Origin of the sequence: Streptomyces sp. NPDC007856 (assembly GCF_042868225.1) — a bacterium.
In the GTDB taxonomy this organism is placed as follows: domain Bacteria; phylum Actinomycetota; class Actinomycetes; order Streptomycetales; family Streptomycetaceae; genus Streptomyces.
In genome coordinates this window covers 39,345-58,479 of the sequence record NZ_JBIAEC010000021.1, presented here as the reverse complement: position 1 = coordinate 58,479, position 19,135 = coordinate 39,345, and the positions used below count along the sequence as shown (strand labels likewise).

The window sequence follows — 19,135 nt, the reverse complement described above, 5'->3', positions numbered from 1 at the left end:
GGGGTCATGCGTATCTGGCAGGAAAGTACAGAGGTCGGCCCGCGGCCGGGGCAGATGTCGCCCTTGGGCGCCACCTTCGACGGCGCCGGGACCAATTTCGCCGTGTTCTCCGAAGTGGCGGAGCGTGTGGACCTGTGTCTCTTCGACGAGGACGGCGTCGAGGAACGCGTCACGCTGCACGAGGTGGACGGCTTCGTCCACCACATCCATCATCCCGACGTCGGGCCCGGCCGACGTTACGGGTTCCGGGTGCACGGGCCGTACCGGCCCGAGCGCGGTGAGCGGTGCAACCCCAACAAGTTGCTCCTCGATCCGTACGCCAAGGCGATCGAGGGCGAGGTCGAGTGGAACGAGGCGCTGTTCCCCTACCGCTTCGGCAACCCCCGTCGGCGCAACGACGTGGACTCCGCTGCGTATGCGCCGAAGTCGGTCGTGGTCAACCCCTACTCCGACTGGGGAAGCGACCATCCGCCGCGGACGCCGTATCACGAGACGGTCGTCTACGAGGCCCATGTGAAGGGCATGACGAAGACCCACCCGGCGATACCGGCGGCGATCCGCGGCACCTACGCCGCACTGGCGCACCCGGCCATGGTCGACTACTTCGTCAAGCTGGGCGTCACCGCGGTGGAGTTGATGCCGGTACACCAGTTCGTGCAGGATCACGCGCTGGTGGAGAAGGGCCTGTCGAACTACTGGGGATACAACACCATCGGCTTCTTCGCCCCGCACAACGCCTACTGCTCCTCCGGGCAGCGCGGCGAGCAGGTGCAGGAGTTCCGCTCGATGGTCAAAGCCCTGCACGAGGCGGGGATCGAGGTGATCCTCGACGTGGTCTACAACCACACCGCCGAGGGGAACCACCTCGGACCCATGCTGTCGTTGCGGGGCCTGGACAACGCGGCGTACTACCGTCTGTCCGTGGAGGACCCGCGGTTCTACTGGGACACCACGGGCACGGGCAACAGCCTGCGGATGAACCATCCGCACACCCTGCAGCTGATCATGGACTCGCTGCGCTACTGGGTGACCGAGATGCACGTCGACGGCTTCCGCTTCGACCTGGCAGCCACCCTGGCCCGGCAGTTCCACGAGGTGGACCGGCTGTCGTCGTTCTTCGACCTCGTCCAGCAGGACCCGGTCATCTCCCAGGTGAAACTCATCGCCGAGCCCTGGGACGTCGGCGACGGCGGATACCAGGTGGGCAACTTCCCGCCGTTGTGGACGGAGTGGAACGGCAAGTACCGCGACACGGTACGCGACTTCTGGCGGGGCGAGGGCGGCACACTCGGCGAGTTCGCGTCCCGGCTCACCGGCTCCTCCGATCTGTACCAGAACGACGGACGCCGACCCTACGCGTCGGTCAATTTCGTCACCGCGCACGACGGGTTCACCCTGCGCGACCTGGTCTCATACAACGGCAAGCACAACGAGGCCAACGGCGAGGACAACCGCGACGGCGAGGACCACAACCGCTCCTGGAACTGCGGCGCGGAGGGCCCCACCGGCGACCGCGGCATCCTTGCGCTGCGCGCCCGCCAGCAGCGCAACCTCCTCGCCACCCTGCTGCTCTCCCAGGGCGTACCCATGCTGCTGCACGGCGACGAACTCGGCCGCAGCCAGCGCGGCAACAACAACGCCTACTGCCAGGACAACGAACTGACCTGGATCGACTGGTCACAGGTCACCGAAGGAAGCGAACTCCTCGACTTCACCCGTCGGCTGATCACGCTGCGCCGCAGCCATCCCGTCTTCCACCGGCGACGGTTCTTCAAGGGACGTCCCGCTCACGGCGGCCGCACCGAGACCAAGGACATCGCCTGGTTCACCCCCGCTGGACGGGAGATGACCGACACCGACTGGGACACCGGCTTCGCCAGGTCCCTGATGGTCCACCTCAACGGCAAGGCCATCACGGAACCGGACCTGAGGGGCCTGCCCGTGGTGGACGACTCGTTCCTTCTCCTCTTCAACGCCCACAGCCAGCCGCTCGCCTTCGCCGTCCCCGAAGAACTTGGCCCGTGGTGGGCGGTGGAGGTGGACACGGCCATCCCCTACACCGAGTACCGGCCGCTGATCAAGAGCGGCAGCGAGGTGGAGGCGGAGGCGCACTCCCTGCTCGTGCTCCGCGCTCACCAGGAAGGCTGACCTCGGCTCATGGGGACGCGCGGCCGCCGCTCCGGGGCAGGCTCGGTGCGGCGCAGGACCTCGCGGGTGACCGGGGCCGCTTCTCCGTCGCCGAAGACCAGAAACGGAGCAGGAGACCGACCGGACCGTCCTCCGACCAGCTGACGCATGCATGCGGCACCTCGCCCGTGCGGTCACGCAGTTCCAGCAGGATCGCCACGATGGTGTCGGGCATCGTGGGGCCCTGCACCCGCAGCAGTGCCACTTCGTTCTCCTCGGTGCCGTGCACGGTGGCCTCTGCCGTCAAGTCCGACGCGTCCCGCACCGACACTTCCAGCGAGATGAGCGGTCCGCTCGTGGGCGGTCCGGGCGGACCCCTCCGAGTATGGTCCACGGCTGGCCTCTCCGCCCCCGACTCTCACGCGCGGGCGAACAGTTGCAGTGGTCCGTGCGCGCCGGCCCAGTGGCTGATCCTTGCCGGATGGCCGACGACGTGCCAAGTGGCGACGGCTAGCACGACGATGTTGGCGGCCAGGTACGCGCCCACCAGGGCCACCGGATACCGATGGCCTCGCCGCGGTGTCCGGCGCTGCGCCCGGCCGCGAGGAAGGCCGACTGTCGGGCGCCCGGGCCGTCATCCAGTGGTGAGCATGCCTTCGCGCAGGCGGGCCAGGAGACGGGAGAGCAGTCGGGAGACGTGCATCTGGGAGATGCCGAGGCGTTCGCCGATCTGGGCCTGGGTGAGTTCCTCGACAAAGCGCCAGTGGATGAGGTTGCGTTCACGCTCATCGAGTTGGTCGATCAGCGGGGCGAGGGTGCGGAAGTCCTCTATCAGACCCAGGGCGGCGTCCTCGTCGCCGATGAAGTCGGCCAGCGCGGCTTCACCGTCCTCGCTGCCGTTGATCGCCGCGTCCAGGGAGGCCGACGTGTGGCCGTTGGAGGCGAGCTGGGCCTCCACGACCTCCTCCTCGGGCAGGCACATCAGCTCCGACAGCTCCTTGGTGGTCGGCGTCCGGCCGAGCCTGCTACTCAACTCCTCCTTCGCACGGGCGAGTTGGACGCGCGCCTCCTGCAGCCGGCGCGGTACGTGCACGGCCCAGGAGGTGTCGCGGAAGAACCGCTTGATCTCACCGACGATGTACGGCACGGCGAAGGAGGTGAACTCGACCTCGCGGGACAGCTCGAACCGGTCGATCGCCTTGATCAGGCCGATCATGCCGACCTGGACGATGTCCTCCATCTCCTGCGGGCCGCGGCTGCGGAACCGGCCGGCCGCGTAGCGGACGAGGGACATGTTCATCTCGATGAGCGTGTTGCGCGCGTACTGATGCTCCGGCGTGCCCTCCTCCAGCACCGCGAGCTGGTCGAAGAACACCTTGGACAGCTCCCGCGCATCCCTCGGCGCGACCTTGGAAGGGTCGGCGATCTCCGGTACGTCCGGTACATCCACCGTCTCCTCGGCAGTCGGTACGGCCGTCGTCGCCATCGTGCGCCCCTCCCAGTCGATCGGTTCTGCCCTTGCCGGTCGTTCTCCGGCAAGCAGGCGGATACCCGGCAGCCCGACCGGCATTCCTCCGTCTTGTCTCAGTCCTGCTCGCCGTGGCTGCGTACGACCTCCTTGACCTTGGCCAGCGCGAATCCCCAGCCCTGCTCGACGGTCGGCTTGGCCGGTACGGCGATCTCGTCGGGGTTGGTGAGAACGTCGAGCAGCACCGGGCCCGGAGCGCCGAGAGCGCGGCGCACGGCGCCCTCCACCTCGGCCGGGTCCGTCACGCGGATCCCGGTGATGCCCATGGCCTCGGCCACGGCGGCGAAGTCGGGGTTGTCGAGCACGGTCCCGAACTCGGGCAGCCCTGCCTGCTCCTGCTCGAGTTTCACCATGCCCAGCCGGCGGTTGTCGAAGACGACGAGTTTGACGGGAAGGCGGTAGGTCTTCAGGGTCATGAGGTCACCGAGGAGCATGCTCAGCCCTCCGTCGCCGCAGAAGGCCACCACCTGGCGTTCGCGGTCCAGGCACTGGGCGCCCAGTGCCTGGGGCATGGCGTTGGCCATCGAGCCGAGGTTGTAGGAGCCGATCAGGCGCCGGTCGCCACGCATCTCGACGAAGCGCGAGAGCCAGACGGTGGCCATGCCCGTGTCGGAGGTGAAGACGGCGTCGCCGGCCGCGATCCGGTCGACTGCCGCGGCCAGCGCCTCCGGGCGGATGGCGTGGTGGCGGTTGTCCAGGGCGGAGCGGACGCGGCCGGCGAGGCCCTTGTCGTGGGCTGGGTCGGCGAGCCGGGCCTGGCCCGAGCGCCACTGCTCGAACCGTTCGCGCGCCTTGTGGAGGTGGGAGCGGTCGCGGCCGCCTTCGGACCCGGCGGGTGCGGCGGTGAGGTGGTCCAGGAGGTCGCGCACGGTGGCGCCGGTGTCGCCGACGAGCCCGACGTCGACCGGGACACGGCGTCCGATGTGGGTGGCCTCGGTATCCACCTGGATCACGGTCCGGCCCTCGGGATACCAGTCCCGGTAGGGGAAGTCGGTGCCGAGCAGGAGGAGGGTGTCCGCGTCCTGGAGGGCCGCCGTGGCGGCCGGGTTGCCGATCAGGCCCGTCTGGCCGACCTGGAAGGGATTGGCCTCGCCCTCGAATCCTGCCTTGGCCTTCAGGGTGAGCACCATGGGCGCGGCCAGGCGGTCGGCGAGGGCGAGGACGTCATCGCGGGCGGCGCGGGCGCCCTCCCCGACCAGCAGGGTGGTCCATTCGGAGCGGTCGAGGAGTTTTGCGGCGCGGCGTACGGCCGGCTCCTCCGGCCGGCTCACCGGAGCGTTCAGGGAGAACCGGGCCGGCCGGTCGGCGGTCAGTTCCCGGTCGCCCAGGTCGCCCGGCACGGTGAGGACGGCGACGCCCTTGCGGCCCTGTGCATGGCGCACCGCCGTCTCCAGCACTTGCGGCAGCTGGTAGGGGGAAGTGACCGTCGCGCGGAAGACGGCCACATCGCTGAAGAGGGCGTCGTTGTCGACCTCCTGGAAGTAGTCGCTGCCGAGTTCGGCGAGCGGTACCTGGCCGGCGATGGCCAGGACCGGGGCGTGGCTCTTGGCCGCGTCGTACAGTCCGTTGAGGAGGTGGACGGAACCGGGTCCGACGGTGCCCATACACACGCCGAGGGTTCCGGTGAGCTGCGACTGGGCGCTGGCGGCGAAGGCCGCCGCCTCCTCGTGCCGGCACCCCACCCATTCCAGGCCCTCGGTGGTGCGGATGGCGTCGGTCAGGGGGTTGAGCGCGTCTCCCACGACGCCGAACACCTGGCGCACGCCGAGTTCGCTCAGCGCGTCCACGATGACTTGGGCAACGGTACGGGCCACGTGATTCCTCCAGGTCACACGGTGAAACGGTCGGGGTCGGCGGCCTTCCAGTCGGCCGCCCAGGAGTCCGGCGGCTCTGCGAGCAGCTGCCCGGGCTCGAGCCACTCGTACAGCTCCTCGTAGCAGCGTTCGGTGAACGGGTCGATGCGCCGGCGCAGCATGTGCGGGCGCAGGTCTGCGGGATCTGTGACGCCCATGGACGCCATGAGCTGCAACGCGCTGGCCACCGTCGCCTGTTGGAAGCGCTGGACGCGCGCCGTCTTGTCGGGGACGTCGAGGGCACGGGCCCGGCCGGGGTCCTGGGTCGTGACACCGGTGGGGCACGTGTTCGTGTGGCACCGCTGGGCCTGGATGCAGCCGACGGCGAACATCATGGCCCGTGCGGCGTTGCCGTAGTCGGCGCCCTGCACCATGCGCTTGACGAGGTCGGTGCCAGTGGCGATCTTGCCGCTGGCCCCGATCCGGATCTGGTCGCGCAGGCCGGTTCCCACGAGGGCGTTGTGCACGGTGAGCAGGCCCTCGGTGAGCGGGGTTCCCACATGGTCGGCGAACTCCAGCGGCGCCGCGCCGGTTCCGCCCTCGGCGCCGTCCACGACGATGAAGTCGGGCGCCGTGCCCTCCTCCAGCATGGCCTTGCACACGGCCAGGAACTGCCGTCGCGAGCCCACGCACAGCTTGAACCCGGCGGGCTTGCCACCGGACAGCTCGCGCATGCGGGCGATGAAGCGGACCAGTTCACGCGGAGTGGAGAACACCCTGTGGTACGGCGGCGAGACGACCGTCCGCCCCTCGGGCACGTCCCGGACGCGGGCGATCTCGGCGTTCACCTTGGCGCCGGGCAGGACACCGCCGATGCCCGGTTTGGCGCCCTGCGACAGCTTCAGGGACACGCACTTGACGTGGTCGTGCGCGGCCTTGTCGGCGAACTCGGCCGCGTCGAAGCCCCCGTCCCGGGTGCGGCAGCCGAAGTACCCGGTACCGATCTCCCACACGAGGTCGCCCCCAGGCCGCAGGTGGTACTCGGACAGCCCGCCCTCACCGGTGTCCTGGGCGAACCCCCCGGCCGCGGCACCCCCGTTGAGCGCGAGGACTGCGTTGGCCGACAGGGAGCCGAAGCTCATCGCCGACACGTTCAGCAGGGCCATGTCGTACGGACGGGCGCAGTCCGGGCCGCCGATCCGCACGCGCGGCGCGGACTCGGGCACCGGGCACGCCGCCATCGACGGGACCAGATACTCGTAACCAGGCTGGTACACGTCCCGCTCGGTGCCGTACGGCTCCTCCGCGTCGGTGCCCTTGGCGCGCTCGTATACGATGCTGCGCACGTCCCGGTCGAAGGGGCGCCCGTCGAAGTTCCGCTCGATGAAGTACTGCTGCAGCTCCGGGCGGATGCTCTCCATGAGGAAGCGGAGATGTCCGAGGACGGGATAGTTGCGCAGCACCGAGTGCCGGCGCTGCAGCAGATCCCAGGCGCCGAGCGCGCCCAGAAACGTAACTGGCAGGGCCGCGAACCACCAGGCGGGTGAGTCGGCGACCGCCGCGGCAAGGGCGCCGAGAGCGGCCAGCAGAGTCAGGACGATGATGACGATGCGTGTCACAACTTCGCGCATTGCCCGGTTACCGCCTGCCATGCACGCCGAGACGGCAGCGGCCTCGACCGCCTATGTCTGCGCCGGAGGAACCGGGGCAAGCGAGCTGGTGCGGACGCGCGATCTGCGCGGAAACCGAGTCTTCGTAGACATACCGAGGTGAGTCATGACACAGGATCTGACCCCGAAGTACACCGTCCCCGGCATCGAGCGCGAGGCGGCCGGCCGGCTGATCGGTCTGCTCCGGCTGCGCCTGCACGCCCTGAACGATCTGCATCTGACGCTCAAACACGTGCACTGGAACGTGGTCGGGCCGCACTTCATCGCCGTCCACGAGATGATCGACCCCCAGGTGGACCGGGTCCGGGACATCGCCGACGACGTGGCGGAGCGCATCGCCGCGCTCGGCGGTGTCGCGCAGGGAACGCCGGGAGCGCTCGTGGCCGAACGCACCTGGGACGACTACTCCATCGGCAGGGCCGACGCCATCGCCCATCTCGGCGCCCTCGACCTCGTCTACACGGGCGTGATCGAAGGGGTCCGCGCCGCGATCAAGGAGGCGGGCGGCATAGACACTGCCACCGAGGACCTTCTCATCGAGCAGCTGCGCGACCTGGAGCAGTTCCAGTGGTTCGTGCGGGCCCACCTGGAGAGCGCGGGCGGCACGCTCGCCACCGGACAGGCCCGGACCGAGGAGGAGGCCGCCGCCAAGGGCGCCGAACTGGGCTGAACAGCCCCCACGGCAACGGCGGCCGGGCCCTCGGGCGAGGCCGGGCACGGCCGCCGACCGTCGCCCGCACGCAGAATCGCGTCTACGGCGCCCCTCCGGGCGACACACCGTACGACGGCCCGGCGGCGGGCGGAGTGGGACAGCCAACCACGTCTCCGAAGACCGCCGGCTACTCGGGCGCGGGCCCGATCCGCCGCATCTTCTCCCGGCCGCAGGCCGTGTGCAGACGATCCACTCGCACAGCCGGACGCAGAAGAGGACGACTCGCCCGCGAGGCTGCTGTCCTCCCACGCGCAGAAGACGCAGCGCGCCCCGACGGGTTGTCTCCTTCACCACGTCCTGCTCGCACTCACGGCAGGAGCGCGGCAGTGCGCCAGCGTCCCGACCGACGTCCTCGGCTCCGCCGATGCGCCGGCTCCCCGCTTCCGACCCACGCCGGCCTATGCCGGTGGGGCAGCCGGCAGCAGGGGAACGACAGGCCCGGACAAGGATCGCGTCGGCACCTTCGAGGCGGGACGCCTCAGCTCGTCGCCCCCACTCGGCTGGGGCCCGTGGCATACGCCGCCACCAGTACGTCGGCGGTGCGCATCGAAAGCATCGCGGCGAGTGCGGTCAGCTCTTCTTCCGTAGGCCGGACAGGGCCCATCGCGCCGTCCTCCGCGAATGCCTTGATGCGCGGCGTCCGAATGCCGGTGCCGACGGCGATCGCCTCGGCCGACATGTGCTGGCGTCTCATGGCCTGCTGAATGAGTTGTGCGAGTGCGTCCGTGTTCCGCTCCTCGACCCCGGCTGGGCGCATTGCCACCGGTGCGGCTACCCGGAGTCTCCACAGGCAGGCACAGGCCACGCTGGGATCCACGGGGCACCCGACCTGACAACGCATCGGACAGCGGATCTTCGCCACGCTCACCCGCATGGAGCGACACCTCGTGCACCAGCCGGCACCCGCTTCTGCTCGCCCCCGCCCGCCGCCCCAGGAAGGTAATCAGGGGTGCCCTGATGTCTCCAACTCGCGCCTCACAGTGCGCCGTAGGCGTGCGACGCGCTTACCGCGGGCAACCGGATAGCCCAGGGACGTGCACACAGCGCGACGGCCCGAGTGACGACGGAAGCAAGGAGGTCGGCGATGGAATGGTGGGGCTGGGTGGTCCTGCTGATCGCGGTGGCAGGATTGCTCGCCGCGACAACGTTGGCAGTCCAGGCGAAACGCCGTAACGGCACGGTGATCGCGGTGCGTTCAGGTCACCGGAGCGGCAAGGAGGGGGGACGGTGAACTCCCTGATGCTCGCCTCCGAACTGACCAAGCGCGTGGTCGTGACCCTGGGCGGCGAGGAGGTCGCCCAGATCCGCGACACCGTCTTCGATGCTCAGGCCGGTCGGATCACGGGCTTCACCCTGAGCGGACGCGGGCCGTTGTCCGGCCCTCTTAAGGAGAGCCTCCCGTTCTCCGGAGTGCATGCCATCGGACCGTCCGCCGTGATGATTCCCAGTGAGGCGGTCCTGGAGAACCGCAACGTGGTCGTGGGGACCGGCGAAGCCGAACGCGGTCAGGTCATCGGCGCGCCCGTCCTCACCGACCAGGGGACCGAGGTGGGCACGGTCCTGGACGTGGTGATCGAGGCCGGCGTCGGCGGGCGGGTCATCGGATTCGAGATCGCCGCCCACGAAAACCTCGATTCCCGGAAGCGGAAGACGTTCATCCCGCGCGGGGAGACACTGGCCGTCTCCGGCCGGGCTCTCGTTGTCCCTCCGCATGCCAACTGCTTCATCGCCGACGACCTGCCCAGCTTCAGCGCCCAGGTCGAGGCCTTCCGTGCGCAGGCCGCGCCACCGTGTGCCGGCGCACCCACGTCCGGAGAAGGAGGCGCGGCATGATGATGTTCTCCCAGGCCCTGGGCATACCCGTGATCACCGCCGAAGAGGCCGAACAGCTCGGGCGCGTGGAGTCGCTGACCATCGATGCCCGCAACGGGCGGGTCGCCTGCCTGCGTCTGTCCGGGGCCCCGAAACACGCCACGACCATCGCCTGGAACGCGATCGAAGCCGTCGGACGGGACGCCGTCATCGTGCGCTCCCGCACCGGCACCGATCCCGGGCGGAGCGATGTTCCCGCCCATCAGGAGGCCCTCGGGCACCGGGTCCTGACGGAACACGGCACCGCGCACGGCACCGTCAAGGACATCGCCTTCGACAACACGACCGGGCACATCCTCAGGCTCTACACGGCACTCGGCGACATCCCCGCAGACCACCTCCTTGGCCTCGGCTCCTACGCCGTGGTGGTCCGCGTCGAGCCCGACGGGAGTCCGGGGGCACGGGAGTGAGCTGCGCACGGTCGTAGCCAGACGCAGCTCAGACACGGCGGGCCGGTCGTCGGCGCGGACGTGTCGCTGTCCCGCTCCCGCGTCAGGCATGCGGCAGGCTCCGAGGTTACGACGTCAGCGGCGGGCGGCACAGGAGGGGTCCGGCTTCCGTTCACGGCCCACCTGCCGCCCCCCGCCAGTCCATCGCGCAGGTCATGGAGGCCGCGCCGGTACTCGCGCGACGGCAGCCCCCGGCGCCACGCCGGGCCTCGCGCGGTTCGGTTTGCGTCATGCCACCCCGCACGTCCTGTGACTGCTGGCACCGATGGGCAGTACGCAGTCCGGTGTCTCCTCGGCCAGTGCCTCTCGGACCTCGGTCAGGGAGCGCACGCAGGTCAGCCGCATGCCCGGAGTGCAGTCAGTCGCCTCCGATCTCGCTCGCGGCGCCGGCCGCCTGGAAGCGGCAGGCGACCTCAAGCGCACCCTCTCGGCGAGCAGCCCGCAGGTGCACTTCGACGAGGCGTGGTTCGCGTATGCCCGATTCCAGCCACTCTATGCGGGCGGCTACGGCATGGCGATACATGAGTCGTCGCTCCCTGGTCCCGACCGGACCGGCCGTGTTCGCGACTCAGTCGACGCACGAGCTGCTTTGTCGCAGCCGGCGATGGTGCATGTGCGGCCCGCGCGGCGGGCGCCGGTGGAGTACGAGCGGTTCAACGAGGTGCTGATGATGCACGGCACCACCTCACCGCTGTATCCGATGATCGTCTCCCTGGACGTGGCGACCGTACGCCTCAGCCTGATCATCAGTCATAATCCTGGTGCCTGGCGGACGATAGCCACTGGCCACCAGTGCTAAATGACCTTCCCGGCAACCTCTGCGCGATACCGTCGAATCCCGGTCGTCGGACAACTCGCCGGGTTCGCGTCATACGCCTGGTATAGATGGACAGCGGCTGTACTCATCCGGGTGCACGCCGTCGAGGGGCGATTCGGGCAGAGTGAGGGGAAGCGCGTGGATGTCCCACTCGATAGGGAGGCGCACTGCGCCGCGCCGTCACTCGGCGGGGCTCGGCTGGAGGTACGTCCGCTGCTGGAGCGCCCAGGCGTGTATGCGAAAGGCGAGATCGGCGTGAGTACGCGGCCGATGTGGCAGGAAGCCCTCGGCCAGCTGTCACGGCGGAGCGAGAGCTGCCTGTACGTCGAGATGTCCCAGCTGACGTTCATCGACGTGGCGGGGGTGACGGATCTGGTGATGACCGCACGGTCACTGAGTGGGCATCGCCTGCTCGTCCTTGACCAACCACCGCCCCAGGTACCGCGCATTCTGGACTTGTTCTGGCCCGGCCTGGGCGGGATCGAGGTGGCTGCATGACCGGCACCGCACCCGGGCCCCAGGAGTTTGTGCATCCGGCGCTGTTCTACAGCGGGGAGCAGCAGTATGTGACAGGTACAGTCCCCTTCGTACTCGAGGGGCTGGCCAAGGAGGAACCAGTTGCGGTCGCCGCGCCGCCGGACCGACTCCAGCTGATCAAGGACCAGCTCAGTGACCAGGCCCGTCGGGTTCACTTCGTGGACATGACGCAGGCGGGCCGGAACCCGGGGCGGATCATTCCCGGAGTGCTGCGCCAGTTCGCCGATGCCCATACCAGTGGACGGGTGCGCATCATCGGTGAGCCGATCTGGCCCGGTCGCAGCGCGGTGGAGTACCCCGCGTGTGTGCAGCACGAAGCGCTGATCAACGAGGCATTCACTGGGCGTGCCGTCACGATTCTGTGCCCGTACGACGTCGACGGGCTCGACCAGGGGGTGCTGAAGGACGCTTGGGCCACCCACCCGGTGGTGGTCGCCGAGGGGAGCGAGACGGCTTCGGCTGCGTACAGTCCCGAGGCGGTCGTCGCCAGGTACAACCAGGCTCTGCCCGTGCCGCCGGCCGCCCAGGCGACGAGCTTCGAGGGCAGTGGCCAATTGACAACGGTACGTGAGTTTGCAGTACGGGAGGGTGAGCGGCTGGGGTTGGAGGGGGCACGGCTGCAGGATCTCCAGCTGGCGGTGGCAGAGCTGACCACCAACAGCGTCGTTCATGGAGCAGGTGGCGGCACGCTGCGGATCTGGGCGGAGGACAAGCAGGTCGTCTGCGAGGTGCAGGACGCAGGCCGGCTCACCGATCCACTGGCCGGCCGGCGCCCCCCGGCACCCGAACGGCCCGGCGGCCGCGGCCTGCTCCTCGTCAACCACGTCGCCGACCTCGTGCGTATCCACACCGGTGAGGCGGGTACCACGATCCGCTTCTACCTTTGATCTTGGCCAGTGCTCCGGCGTTTACGCCGGGGGTGAAGGCCATCTCAGAACTGCTCTGACCGCACCAGGGGCACGGGTCCGCACTGTTCACCTCAGCCCGCGGGGCGCTTCTGATTCTCGATGTACTGCTTCACGACGGTCAGGGGCGCCCCTGCGTAGATGCCGGCGAAGTAGGAGCCGGAACAGAAGTGTCCGCCCCACGATGACGTGACGCCCGTGCGCACATCGGGATTTGGAGTCCAGCGTGGGTATGTATGGTGATCGCCATGCAGCTTCGGTATTCGTTCCGCGTGTACCCGAGCGCTGGTCAGCGTCAGTCGCTGGCCAGGGCGTTCGGGTGCGCACGGGTGGTCTTCAACGACGCGTTGCGCGTCCGCGAGGACGCCCGCGCCGCCGGGCTGCCGTTCGTCACTTCCGGTGAGCTTTCCAAGCGGCTCACGGTCGCGAAGAAGACGCCCGAGCGGGCGTGGCTGACCGAAGTGTCGTCGGTGATCCTCCAGCAGTCCCTTCGGGACCTGGACACCGCCTACCGGAACTTCTTCGGCTCCCTCAAGGGCAAGCGCCCCAAGATGGGGCCGCCCCGTTTCAAGTCGAAGCGGGATACCCGGCAGGCGATCCGATTCACCGCGAACGCCGGGTGGAAGATCACACCCGGCAAAAAGCTGCGCCTGCCCAAGATCGGCGACCTGACGGTGACGTGGTCACGCACCCTGCCGTCCACCCCCACCACCATGACCGTCATCAAGGACAGCGCGGGTAGGTACTTCGCCTCGTTCGTCATCGAGACCGGCCCCGAAGAAGTCCTGATGCCGGCAATACCCGAGGTCGGCATCGACCTCGGCCTGGGGCACTTCGCCGTCCTCTCGGACGGCCGGAAGATCGACAGCCCCCGCTTCCTGCGCCGGGCTGAGAAACAGCTCAAGAAGGCACAGCGCTCCCTGTCCCGCAAGGAGAAGGGCAGCGCCAACCGGAACAAGGCCAGGGTGCGCGTCGCACGGGCGCATGCCCGCGTCGCGGACGCACGGCGGGAGTTCCACCACCAGCTCTCCACCACGCTGATCCGCGAAAACCAAGCCATCGCGGTGGAAGACCTGGCGGTCAAGGGACTCGCCCGCACACGCCTGGCCAAGTCCGTGCACGATGCCGGATGGTCGCAGTTCGTGACCATGCTCGCATACAAAGCCAGCCGGTACGGGCGCACCTTCGTGCGCATCGGACGCTTCGAGCCCACCTCTCAAGTCTGCTCGGCCTGCGGCGTCAAGGACGGCCCCAAACCCCTCCACGTCCGAGAGTGGACCTGCGGGACCTGTGGGACCGTCCTGGACCGGGACATCAACGCGGCGGTCAACGTCGCGAACGCGGCCGGACTGGCCGTGTCAGCCCGTGGAGCGCAGGTAAGACCGGTATCCCTACCGGCACAGCGCGATGAAGCAGGAACCCACCCGGAGCCGCACCCGACAACGGCGCGGCAGACGGGAATCGCCCTCCTTTAGGTGGGCGAGGATGTCAAATCGGCCGCTGATCACTACGGACCCGGCGGCATCGAGACCGCTCGCCCTTCAGCCGACCGCAAGCCGAGCCTCCCGGCGAGCTGTTGACCGGGCAGCGGACGACAAGGAGGCCGCAGTCGTCGGGCAGCTCGGCGTCGGGTTGCCGGTGGAGCAGCAAGGCACGGATTTCGGTCGGCACTGAGCCCGCCCGTCACGGTTGCGAGCGCGGTGGCGAGTTGTTCCAGGCGCCAACGGCGCCCGGTCATGTCGGCGGCGGTCGCGCAGCTGCTGGCGACGTCCACACCTTCCACGTCCGGCAGGGTGTGCAGCAGGCTGCTGTGGAGGCGTTCGGCGAGGCGGTGCTCGTGCTCGAACGGCCGGCCCCGCCATACATCTGGGCGATCGGATGTTCTCATCCAAGCCCGCCGTTCGGCTCGTGGTGGACGACAGGTAGGCGACGGCGGTGCGTTCGGCCTCCAGCGCATCGAAATCGGTCCACCTGCTGTACGTGCCGACCTGGCCGTCACAGGGACCCAGCACCGCGATCATGAAAGCCCGTGGGTGATCTGCTCCCAGATGGCGCGTCGGTGGTCGTGCGCAGGCGGCACCCCTACTGGAGCACACCTACGGCACGATCCTGGTGGACATCGAGACACGAGAACTGGGCCAACTACCCCGTGGCTCCGGTGTCATGCCTGGCACTTCGTGGCGGATTCCTTCCCTGGTGCGCAGCGACCGGAGGCTTTGTTCGGCGGGTACCGAGTGGGTTAGCCTGCGGCGTATTTTCTCCTCGCCCAAAGCCGTGAGGTGAGGGAATGCAGAGCGTTTACGGGCCCACCGCGGCCCGCCGGGGTGTGCGAGTCTTCACTGCCGAGGGCTCCAGGGGAGCGGGACGAGGGTGCGCATGAACATCGACAAGGCCGAGCTCATCGACGCCGGGCCGCACAACGGGGAGCTCAGACAGCTCCTGGCGGGGTTGACGGCCGTGCGGGACGGCGACTTCGGGACACGTCTGCCGGAGGACGCCGACGGTCTCATGGGTGAGATCGCGAGCGTGTTCAACGGCATGGTCGATCAGTTGTCCGTGTTCACCTCCGAGGTGACGCGCGTGGCCCGAGAAGTCGGCACCGAAGGGACGCTCGGCGGCCAGGCGGAGGTGCCGGGGGTCTCCGGAACCTGGGCCGACCTGACCGACTCGGTCAACGCCATGGCCGGGAACCTGACCACCCAGGTCCGTGACATCGCCCAGGTGGCCACTGCCGTGGCCAAGGGCGACCTGTCGCAGAAGATCGACGTGCCCGCCCGCGGCGAGATCCTGCAGCTGAAGGAAACCGTCAACACGATGGTGGACCAGCTCTCCGCCTTCGCCGACGAGGTCACCCGCGTCGCCCGCGAGGTCGGCACCGAAGGACGCCTCGGCGGTCAGGCCAAGGTGCCCGGTGTCGCTGGGGTGTGGCGGGACCTCACCGACTCGGTCAACTTCATGGCGGGCAACCTGACCAACCAGGTCCGCAACGTCGCGCAGGTGACCACCGCGGTGGCCGAGGGCGACCTGTCGCAGAAGATCACCGTCGACGCCCGCGGCGAGATCCTCGAACTCAAGAACACCATCAACACGATGGTCGACCAGCTCTCCGCCTTCGCCGACGAAGTCACCCGCGTCGCCCGCGAAGTCGGCACCGAAGGACGCCTCGGCGGCCAGGCCGACGTCAAAGGCGTCAAGGGCACCTGGCGGGATCTGACCGACTCGGTCAACTTCATGGCGGGCAACCTCACCGCCCAGGTCCGCAATGTCGCCCAGGTGGCGACGGCGGTGGCCGAGGGCGACCTGTCGCAGAAGATCACCGTCGACGCCCGCGGCGAGATCCTCGAACTCAAGAACACCATCAACACGATGGTCGACCAGCTCTCCGCCTTCGCCGACGAAGTCACCCGCGTCGCCCGCGAAGTCGGCACCGAAGGACGCCTCGGCGGCCAGGCCGACGTCAAAGGCGTCTCGGGCACCTGGAAGGCCCTCACCGACAACGTGAACGTGATGGCGTCGAACCTGACCGGCCAGGTGCGCTCCATCGCGCAGGTCGCCACCGCCGTCGCACGGGGCGACCTGTCCCGCAAGATCACGATCCGGGCCGAGGGCGAGGTCGCCGCGCTGGCCGATGTGATCAACACGATGGTCGACACCCTGTCCGCGTTCGCCGACGAGGTCACCCGCGTCGCCCGCGAAGTCGGCACAGAAGGACGCCTCGGCGGCCAGGCCCACGTGCCCAACGTGGCCGGCACGTGGAAGGACCTCACCGACAACGTCAACTCCATGGCGAACAACCTGACCGGTCAGGTACGCAACATCGCTCTGGTGACGACCGCCGTGGCCAGGGGCGACCTGTCGAAGAAGATCGACGTGGACGCACGCGGCGAGATCCTGGAGCTGAAGACGACCATCAACACGATGGTGGACCAGCTCTCCGCCTTCGCCGACGAAGTCACCCGCGTCGCCCGCGAGGTCGGCACCGAAGGACGCCTCGGCGGCCAGGCCGAGGTGGAGGGCGTCTCGGGCACCTGGAAGCGGCTCACGGAGAACGTCAACGAGCTGGCCGGCAACCTGACCCGTCAGGTACGGGCCATCGGCGCCGTGGCCAGCGCCGTGGCCGAGGGCGATCTGACCCGCTCGATCACGGTGGAGGCCTCCGGCGAGGTCGCCGAACTCAAGGACAACATCAACTCCATGGTGGAGTCGCTGCGCGAGACCACCCGGGCCAACCAGGAGCAGGACTGGCTCAAGACCAACCTGGCGCGCATCGCCGGTCTCATGCAGGGCCACCGGGACCTGCCTGTGGTGGCTGAGCTCATCATGGACGAGCTGACGCCGCTGGTGTCGGCCCAGTACGGCGCCTTCTACCTCGCCGAGGACGGTGAGCGCGGCCCGGAGCTGCGGCTTGTCGGCTCCTATGGCAGGCCCGACGACGACGGGCGGCCCACCCGGTTCTCCTTCGGCCGCTCGCTGGTCGGCCAGGCCGCGCGCAGCCGCCGTACCATCACCGTCGACGAGTTGCCGCAAGGGTACGTGACCATCTCCTCCGGGCTCGGCCAGGCGGTGCCGACCGCGCTGATCCTGCTGCCGATCCTCTTCGAGGACCAGGTCCTCGGCGTCATCGAGCTGGCGTCGGTCACCGCCTTCACGCCCGTCCACCGGGACTTCCTGGAACAGCTCCGCGAGACGCTCGGCGTCAACGTCAACACGATCGTGGCCAACGCCCGCACCGACGAGTTGCTGGAGGAATCGCAGCGGCTGACCGCCGAGCTGCGGGCGCGTTCGGTCGAGTTGCAGTCCCAGCAGGCCGAGCTGCAGCGCTCCAACGCCGAATTGGAGGAGAAGGCGTCGCTGCTGGCGGCGCAGAACCGCGACATCGAGGCGAAGAACCTGCAGATCGAGCAGGCCCGGCAGGAACTTGAGGCTCGCGCCCAGCAGTTGTCGCTGGCCTCGAAGTACAAATCGGAGTTCCTGGCCAACATGAGCCACGAGCTGCGCACCCCGCTCAACAGCCTGCTCATCCTCGCCCAGCTGCTTGCCCAGAACCCCTCGCGCAACCTCACCCCGAAACAGGTCGAGTACGCGGGCGTCATCCACTCCGCGGGCAGCGACCTGCTGCAGCTGATCAACGACATCCTGGACCTGTCGAAGGTCGAGGCAGGCAAAATGGACGTCACCCCGGAACGGGTGCCGCTGCGCCGGCTCATCGACTACGTCGAGGCCACCTTCCGGCCTATGACAACCCAGAAGGGGCTGGAGTTCGCGGTCACCACTGCGGCGGGCGCGCCCGCCGACCTGCTCACCGATGACTCCCGGCTGCGGCAGGTGCTGCGCAACCTGCTGTCCAACGCGGTTAAGTTCACCGAGCTGGGCAGCGTCGAGCTGGCCATTGAGCCCGCCACGGACGGAGAGGTTCCGCAGGACGTCGTGCGCGGCGGTGCCGTCGTGGCGTTCCGGGTGCGGGACACCGGCATCGGCATTCCGGAGCAGCACCTGGAGTCGATCTTCGGGGCGTTCCAGCAGGCGGACGGCACCACGAGCCGCAGGTACGGCGGAACGGGCCTCGGACTGTCCATCACCCGGGAGATCGCGCATCTGCTCGGCGGTGCCGTGGCGGTGGACAGCGTGCCCGGCCGGGGCACCACCTTCACGCTGTACCTGCCCGTGGCCCGGCCGGACTTCGAAGAGCTGCTCAACGACGGTCGGCCCACCCCGAACAGCCCGAAACAACCGGCAGGACTCGCATCGGCCGCCACCGCGGGCCAGCCCACCGCTTCGCCGCAGCCCGTCATTCCCCAGCAACGACCGCGCCGGCTCCTGGTGGTGGAGGAACGGCCGCGCGGGCTGCTGACCCTAGTCGCCGAGAGCGTGGTCGCGGACGTGGCCCGGCACAGCCCGGACGACGGCTCCCCGCTGCCGGCGGTGGACGTCATCACCGCCGTCGGAGCGCAGGAGGCAGCGGGCGCGCTGGCCACCGAGTCCTGCCACTGCGTCGTACTGGACCTGGACATGCCCGACGGGGAGGCGAGCCGGTTCCTGCGGGCCCTCAAAGGCGACTCGGGCCTGGCGAGCGTACCGGTGCTCATCCACAGCAGCCACCGGCCAGAGGTGGCACGGGCCGAAGCACTGCGCTCCCACCCTGACGACGGGTCCCTGGAGTTCCTGTCCAGCCTGGACGAGCTGCGCGAACGCATCGCCCTACACCTGGCCGCCGAGGCACCCGGGGACGTGCTCTCCCTTGTCCGGCTCGAGGACCCGCAGGACCCCGCACCGCCGGTGGACGACAGTTTCCGGGGCCGTACGGTCCTGGTCGTCGACGACGACGCGCGCAACCTGTTCGCACTCAGCGGGATCCTGGAGATGTACGGCTTCCGGGTGCTGCACGCGGAGAACGGGCGCAAGGGCATCGACACGCTGCTCGCCAACCGCGACATCGCGCTGGTGCTGATGGACGTGATGATGCCGGAGATGGACGGCTACACAGCCACCGCCGAGATCCGCAAGCTGCCGCAGTACGCCGAGCTGCCGATCATCGCCGTCACCGCCAAGGCGATGCCCGGCGACCGGGAGAAGTCCCTGGCCTCCGGCGCCAGCGACTACGTCACCAAGCCCGTCGACACCCGCGACCTCATCGCCTGCGTCCGACGCTGGCTGTCCGCGTGAGCGCGCCGGTGCCACCCGCCGACGGGGCGGGTACAGCCCGGCGCGGCACGACCCGCGTCCAA

At 69.1% G+C, this 19,135-nt stretch carries 16 protein-coding genes; 10 read left to right on the top strand and 6 right to left on the bottom strand.

Going from position 1 to position 19,135, the window contains the following annotated elements; all coding sequences use genetic code 11:
* The first annotated feature begins 6 nt into the window (after positions 1-6).
* On the top strand, positions 7-2,148 hold the full coding sequence (gene glgX, locus ACFYOH_RS37065; RefSeq protein ID WP_388635076.1) for a glycogen debranching protein GlgX: 2,142 nt from the start codon (positions 7-9) through the stop codon (positions 2,146-2,148).
* A 7-nt stretch (positions 2,149-2,155) separates the two neighbouring features.
* On the opposite strand, the gene ACFYOH_RS37060 is transcribed toward glgX, so the two are convergent.
* The 5 genes from ACFYOH_RS37060 to ACFYOH_RS37040 all read right to left on the bottom strand — a co-directional run bounded on the left by ACFYOH_RS37060 (position 2,156) and on the right by ACFYOH_RS37040 (position 7,067).
* Positions 2,156-2,452 (bottom strand): hypothetical protein, encoded by a 297-nt coding sequence (locus ACFYOH_RS37060; protein ID WP_388635074.1) that lies wholly within the window; start codon positions 2,450-2,452, stop codon positions 2,156-2,158.
* Positions 2,453-2,545: 93 nt separating this feature from the next.
* Entirely contained in the window at positions 2,546-2,674 is a 129-nt protein-coding gene (locus ACFYOH_RS37055; RefSeq protein ID WP_388635072.1) for a hypothetical protein, read from the bottom strand.
* A gap of 87 nt (positions 2,675-2,761) precedes the next feature.
* Positions 2,762-3,613 carry an RNA polymerase sigma factor SigF gene (locus ACFYOH_RS37050; protein ID WP_388635070.1) on the bottom strand — a complete coding sequence of 284 codons (852 nt, stop codon included), beginning with the start codon at positions 3,611-3,613 and terminating at the stop codon, positions 2,762-2,764.
* 98 nt (positions 3,614-3,711) lie between these two features.
* Positions 3,712-5,469, bottom strand: coding sequence for a thiamine pyrophosphate-dependent enzyme (locus tag ACFYOH_RS37045; RefSeq protein WP_388635068.1), 1,758 nt, complete (start codon positions 5,467-5,469; stop codon positions 3,712-3,714).
* A 14-nt stretch (positions 5,470-5,483) separates the two neighbouring features.
* Positions 5,484-7,067, bottom strand: coding sequence for an FMN-binding glutamate synthase family protein (locus ACFYOH_RS37040; protein WP_388635174.1), 1,584 nt, complete (start codon positions 7,065-7,067; stop codon positions 5,484-5,486).
* 157 nt (positions 7,068-7,224) lie between these two features.
* Between ACFYOH_RS37040 and ACFYOH_RS37035 the strand changes: the two genes are divergently transcribed.
* Positions 7,225-7,788 carry a Dps family protein gene (locus ACFYOH_RS37035; RefSeq protein ID WP_388635066.1) on the top strand — a complete coding sequence of 188 codons (564 nt, stop codon included), beginning with the start codon at positions 7,225-7,227 and terminating at the stop codon, positions 7,786-7,788.
* 520 nt (positions 7,789-8,308) lie between these two features.
* Here ACFYOH_RS37035 and ACFYOH_RS37030 read toward each other — a convergent pair.
* The gene (locus ACFYOH_RS37030; protein ID WP_388635064.1) at positions 8,309-8,509 is read right to left on the bottom strand and encodes an XRE family transcriptional regulator; all 201 of its coding nucleotides are present in this window, start codon (positions 8,507-8,509) and stop codon (positions 8,309-8,311) included.
* 405 nt (positions 8,510-8,914) lie between these two features.
* Between ACFYOH_RS37030 and ACFYOH_RS37025 the strand changes: the two genes are divergently transcribed.
* The 8 genes from ACFYOH_RS37025 (at position 8,915) to ACFYOH_RS36990 (ending at position 19,073) form a co-directional block, all read left to right on the top strand.
* Positions 8,915-9,061: a hypothetical protein gene (locus tag ACFYOH_RS37025; RefSeq protein WP_388635062.1), complete on the top strand. Its 147-nt coding sequence runs from the start codon at positions 8,915-8,917 to the stop codon at positions 9,059-9,061.
* Entirely contained in the window at positions 9,058-9,663 is a 606-nt protein-coding gene (locus tag ACFYOH_RS37020) for a PRC-barrel domain-containing protein (RefSeq protein ID WP_388635060.1), read from the top strand. The genes ACFYOH_RS37025 and ACFYOH_RS37020 overlap by 4 nt, the downstream gene beginning before the upstream one ends.
* On the top strand, positions 9,660-10,112 hold the full coding sequence (locus ACFYOH_RS37015; protein ID WP_388635058.1) for a PRC-barrel domain-containing protein: 453 nt from the start codon (positions 9,660-9,662) through the stop codon (positions 10,110-10,112). Before ACFYOH_RS37020 ends, ACFYOH_RS37015 begins: the two co-directional genes overlap by 4 nt.
* Positions 10,113-10,494: 382 nt before the next feature.
* Positions 10,495-10,950: a hypothetical protein gene (locus ACFYOH_RS37010; RefSeq protein WP_388635056.1), complete on the top strand. Its 456-nt coding sequence runs from the start codon at positions 10,495-10,497 to the stop codon at positions 10,948-10,950.
* A gap of 111 nt (positions 10,951-11,061) precedes the next feature.
* Positions 11,062-11,466, top strand: a complete 405-nt coding sequence (locus tag ACFYOH_RS37005; RefSeq protein ID WP_388635054.1) for an STAS domain-containing protein — start codon at positions 11,062-11,064, stop codon at positions 11,464-11,466.
* Positions 11,463-12,392: an anti-sigma factor RsbA family regulatory protein gene (locus ACFYOH_RS37000; RefSeq protein WP_388635052.1), complete on the top strand. Its 930-nt coding sequence runs from the start codon at positions 11,463-11,465 to the stop codon at positions 12,390-12,392. Before ACFYOH_RS37005 ends, ACFYOH_RS37000 begins: the two co-directional genes overlap by 4 nt.
* 266 nt (positions 12,393-12,658) lie before the next feature.
* Complete coding sequence (locus tag ACFYOH_RS36995) at positions 12,659-13,885, top strand: RNA-guided endonuclease InsQ/TnpB family protein (protein WP_388635050.1); 1,227 nt, start codon at positions 12,659-12,661, stop codon at positions 13,883-13,885.
* A 901-nt stretch (positions 13,886-14,786) separates the two neighbouring features.
* Positions 14,787-19,073: a HAMP domain-containing protein gene (locus tag ACFYOH_RS36990; protein ID WP_388635048.1), complete on the top strand. Its 4,287-nt coding sequence runs from the start codon at positions 14,787-14,789 to the stop codon at positions 19,071-19,073.
* The last annotated feature ends 62 nt before the right edge of the window (positions 19,074-19,135 follow it).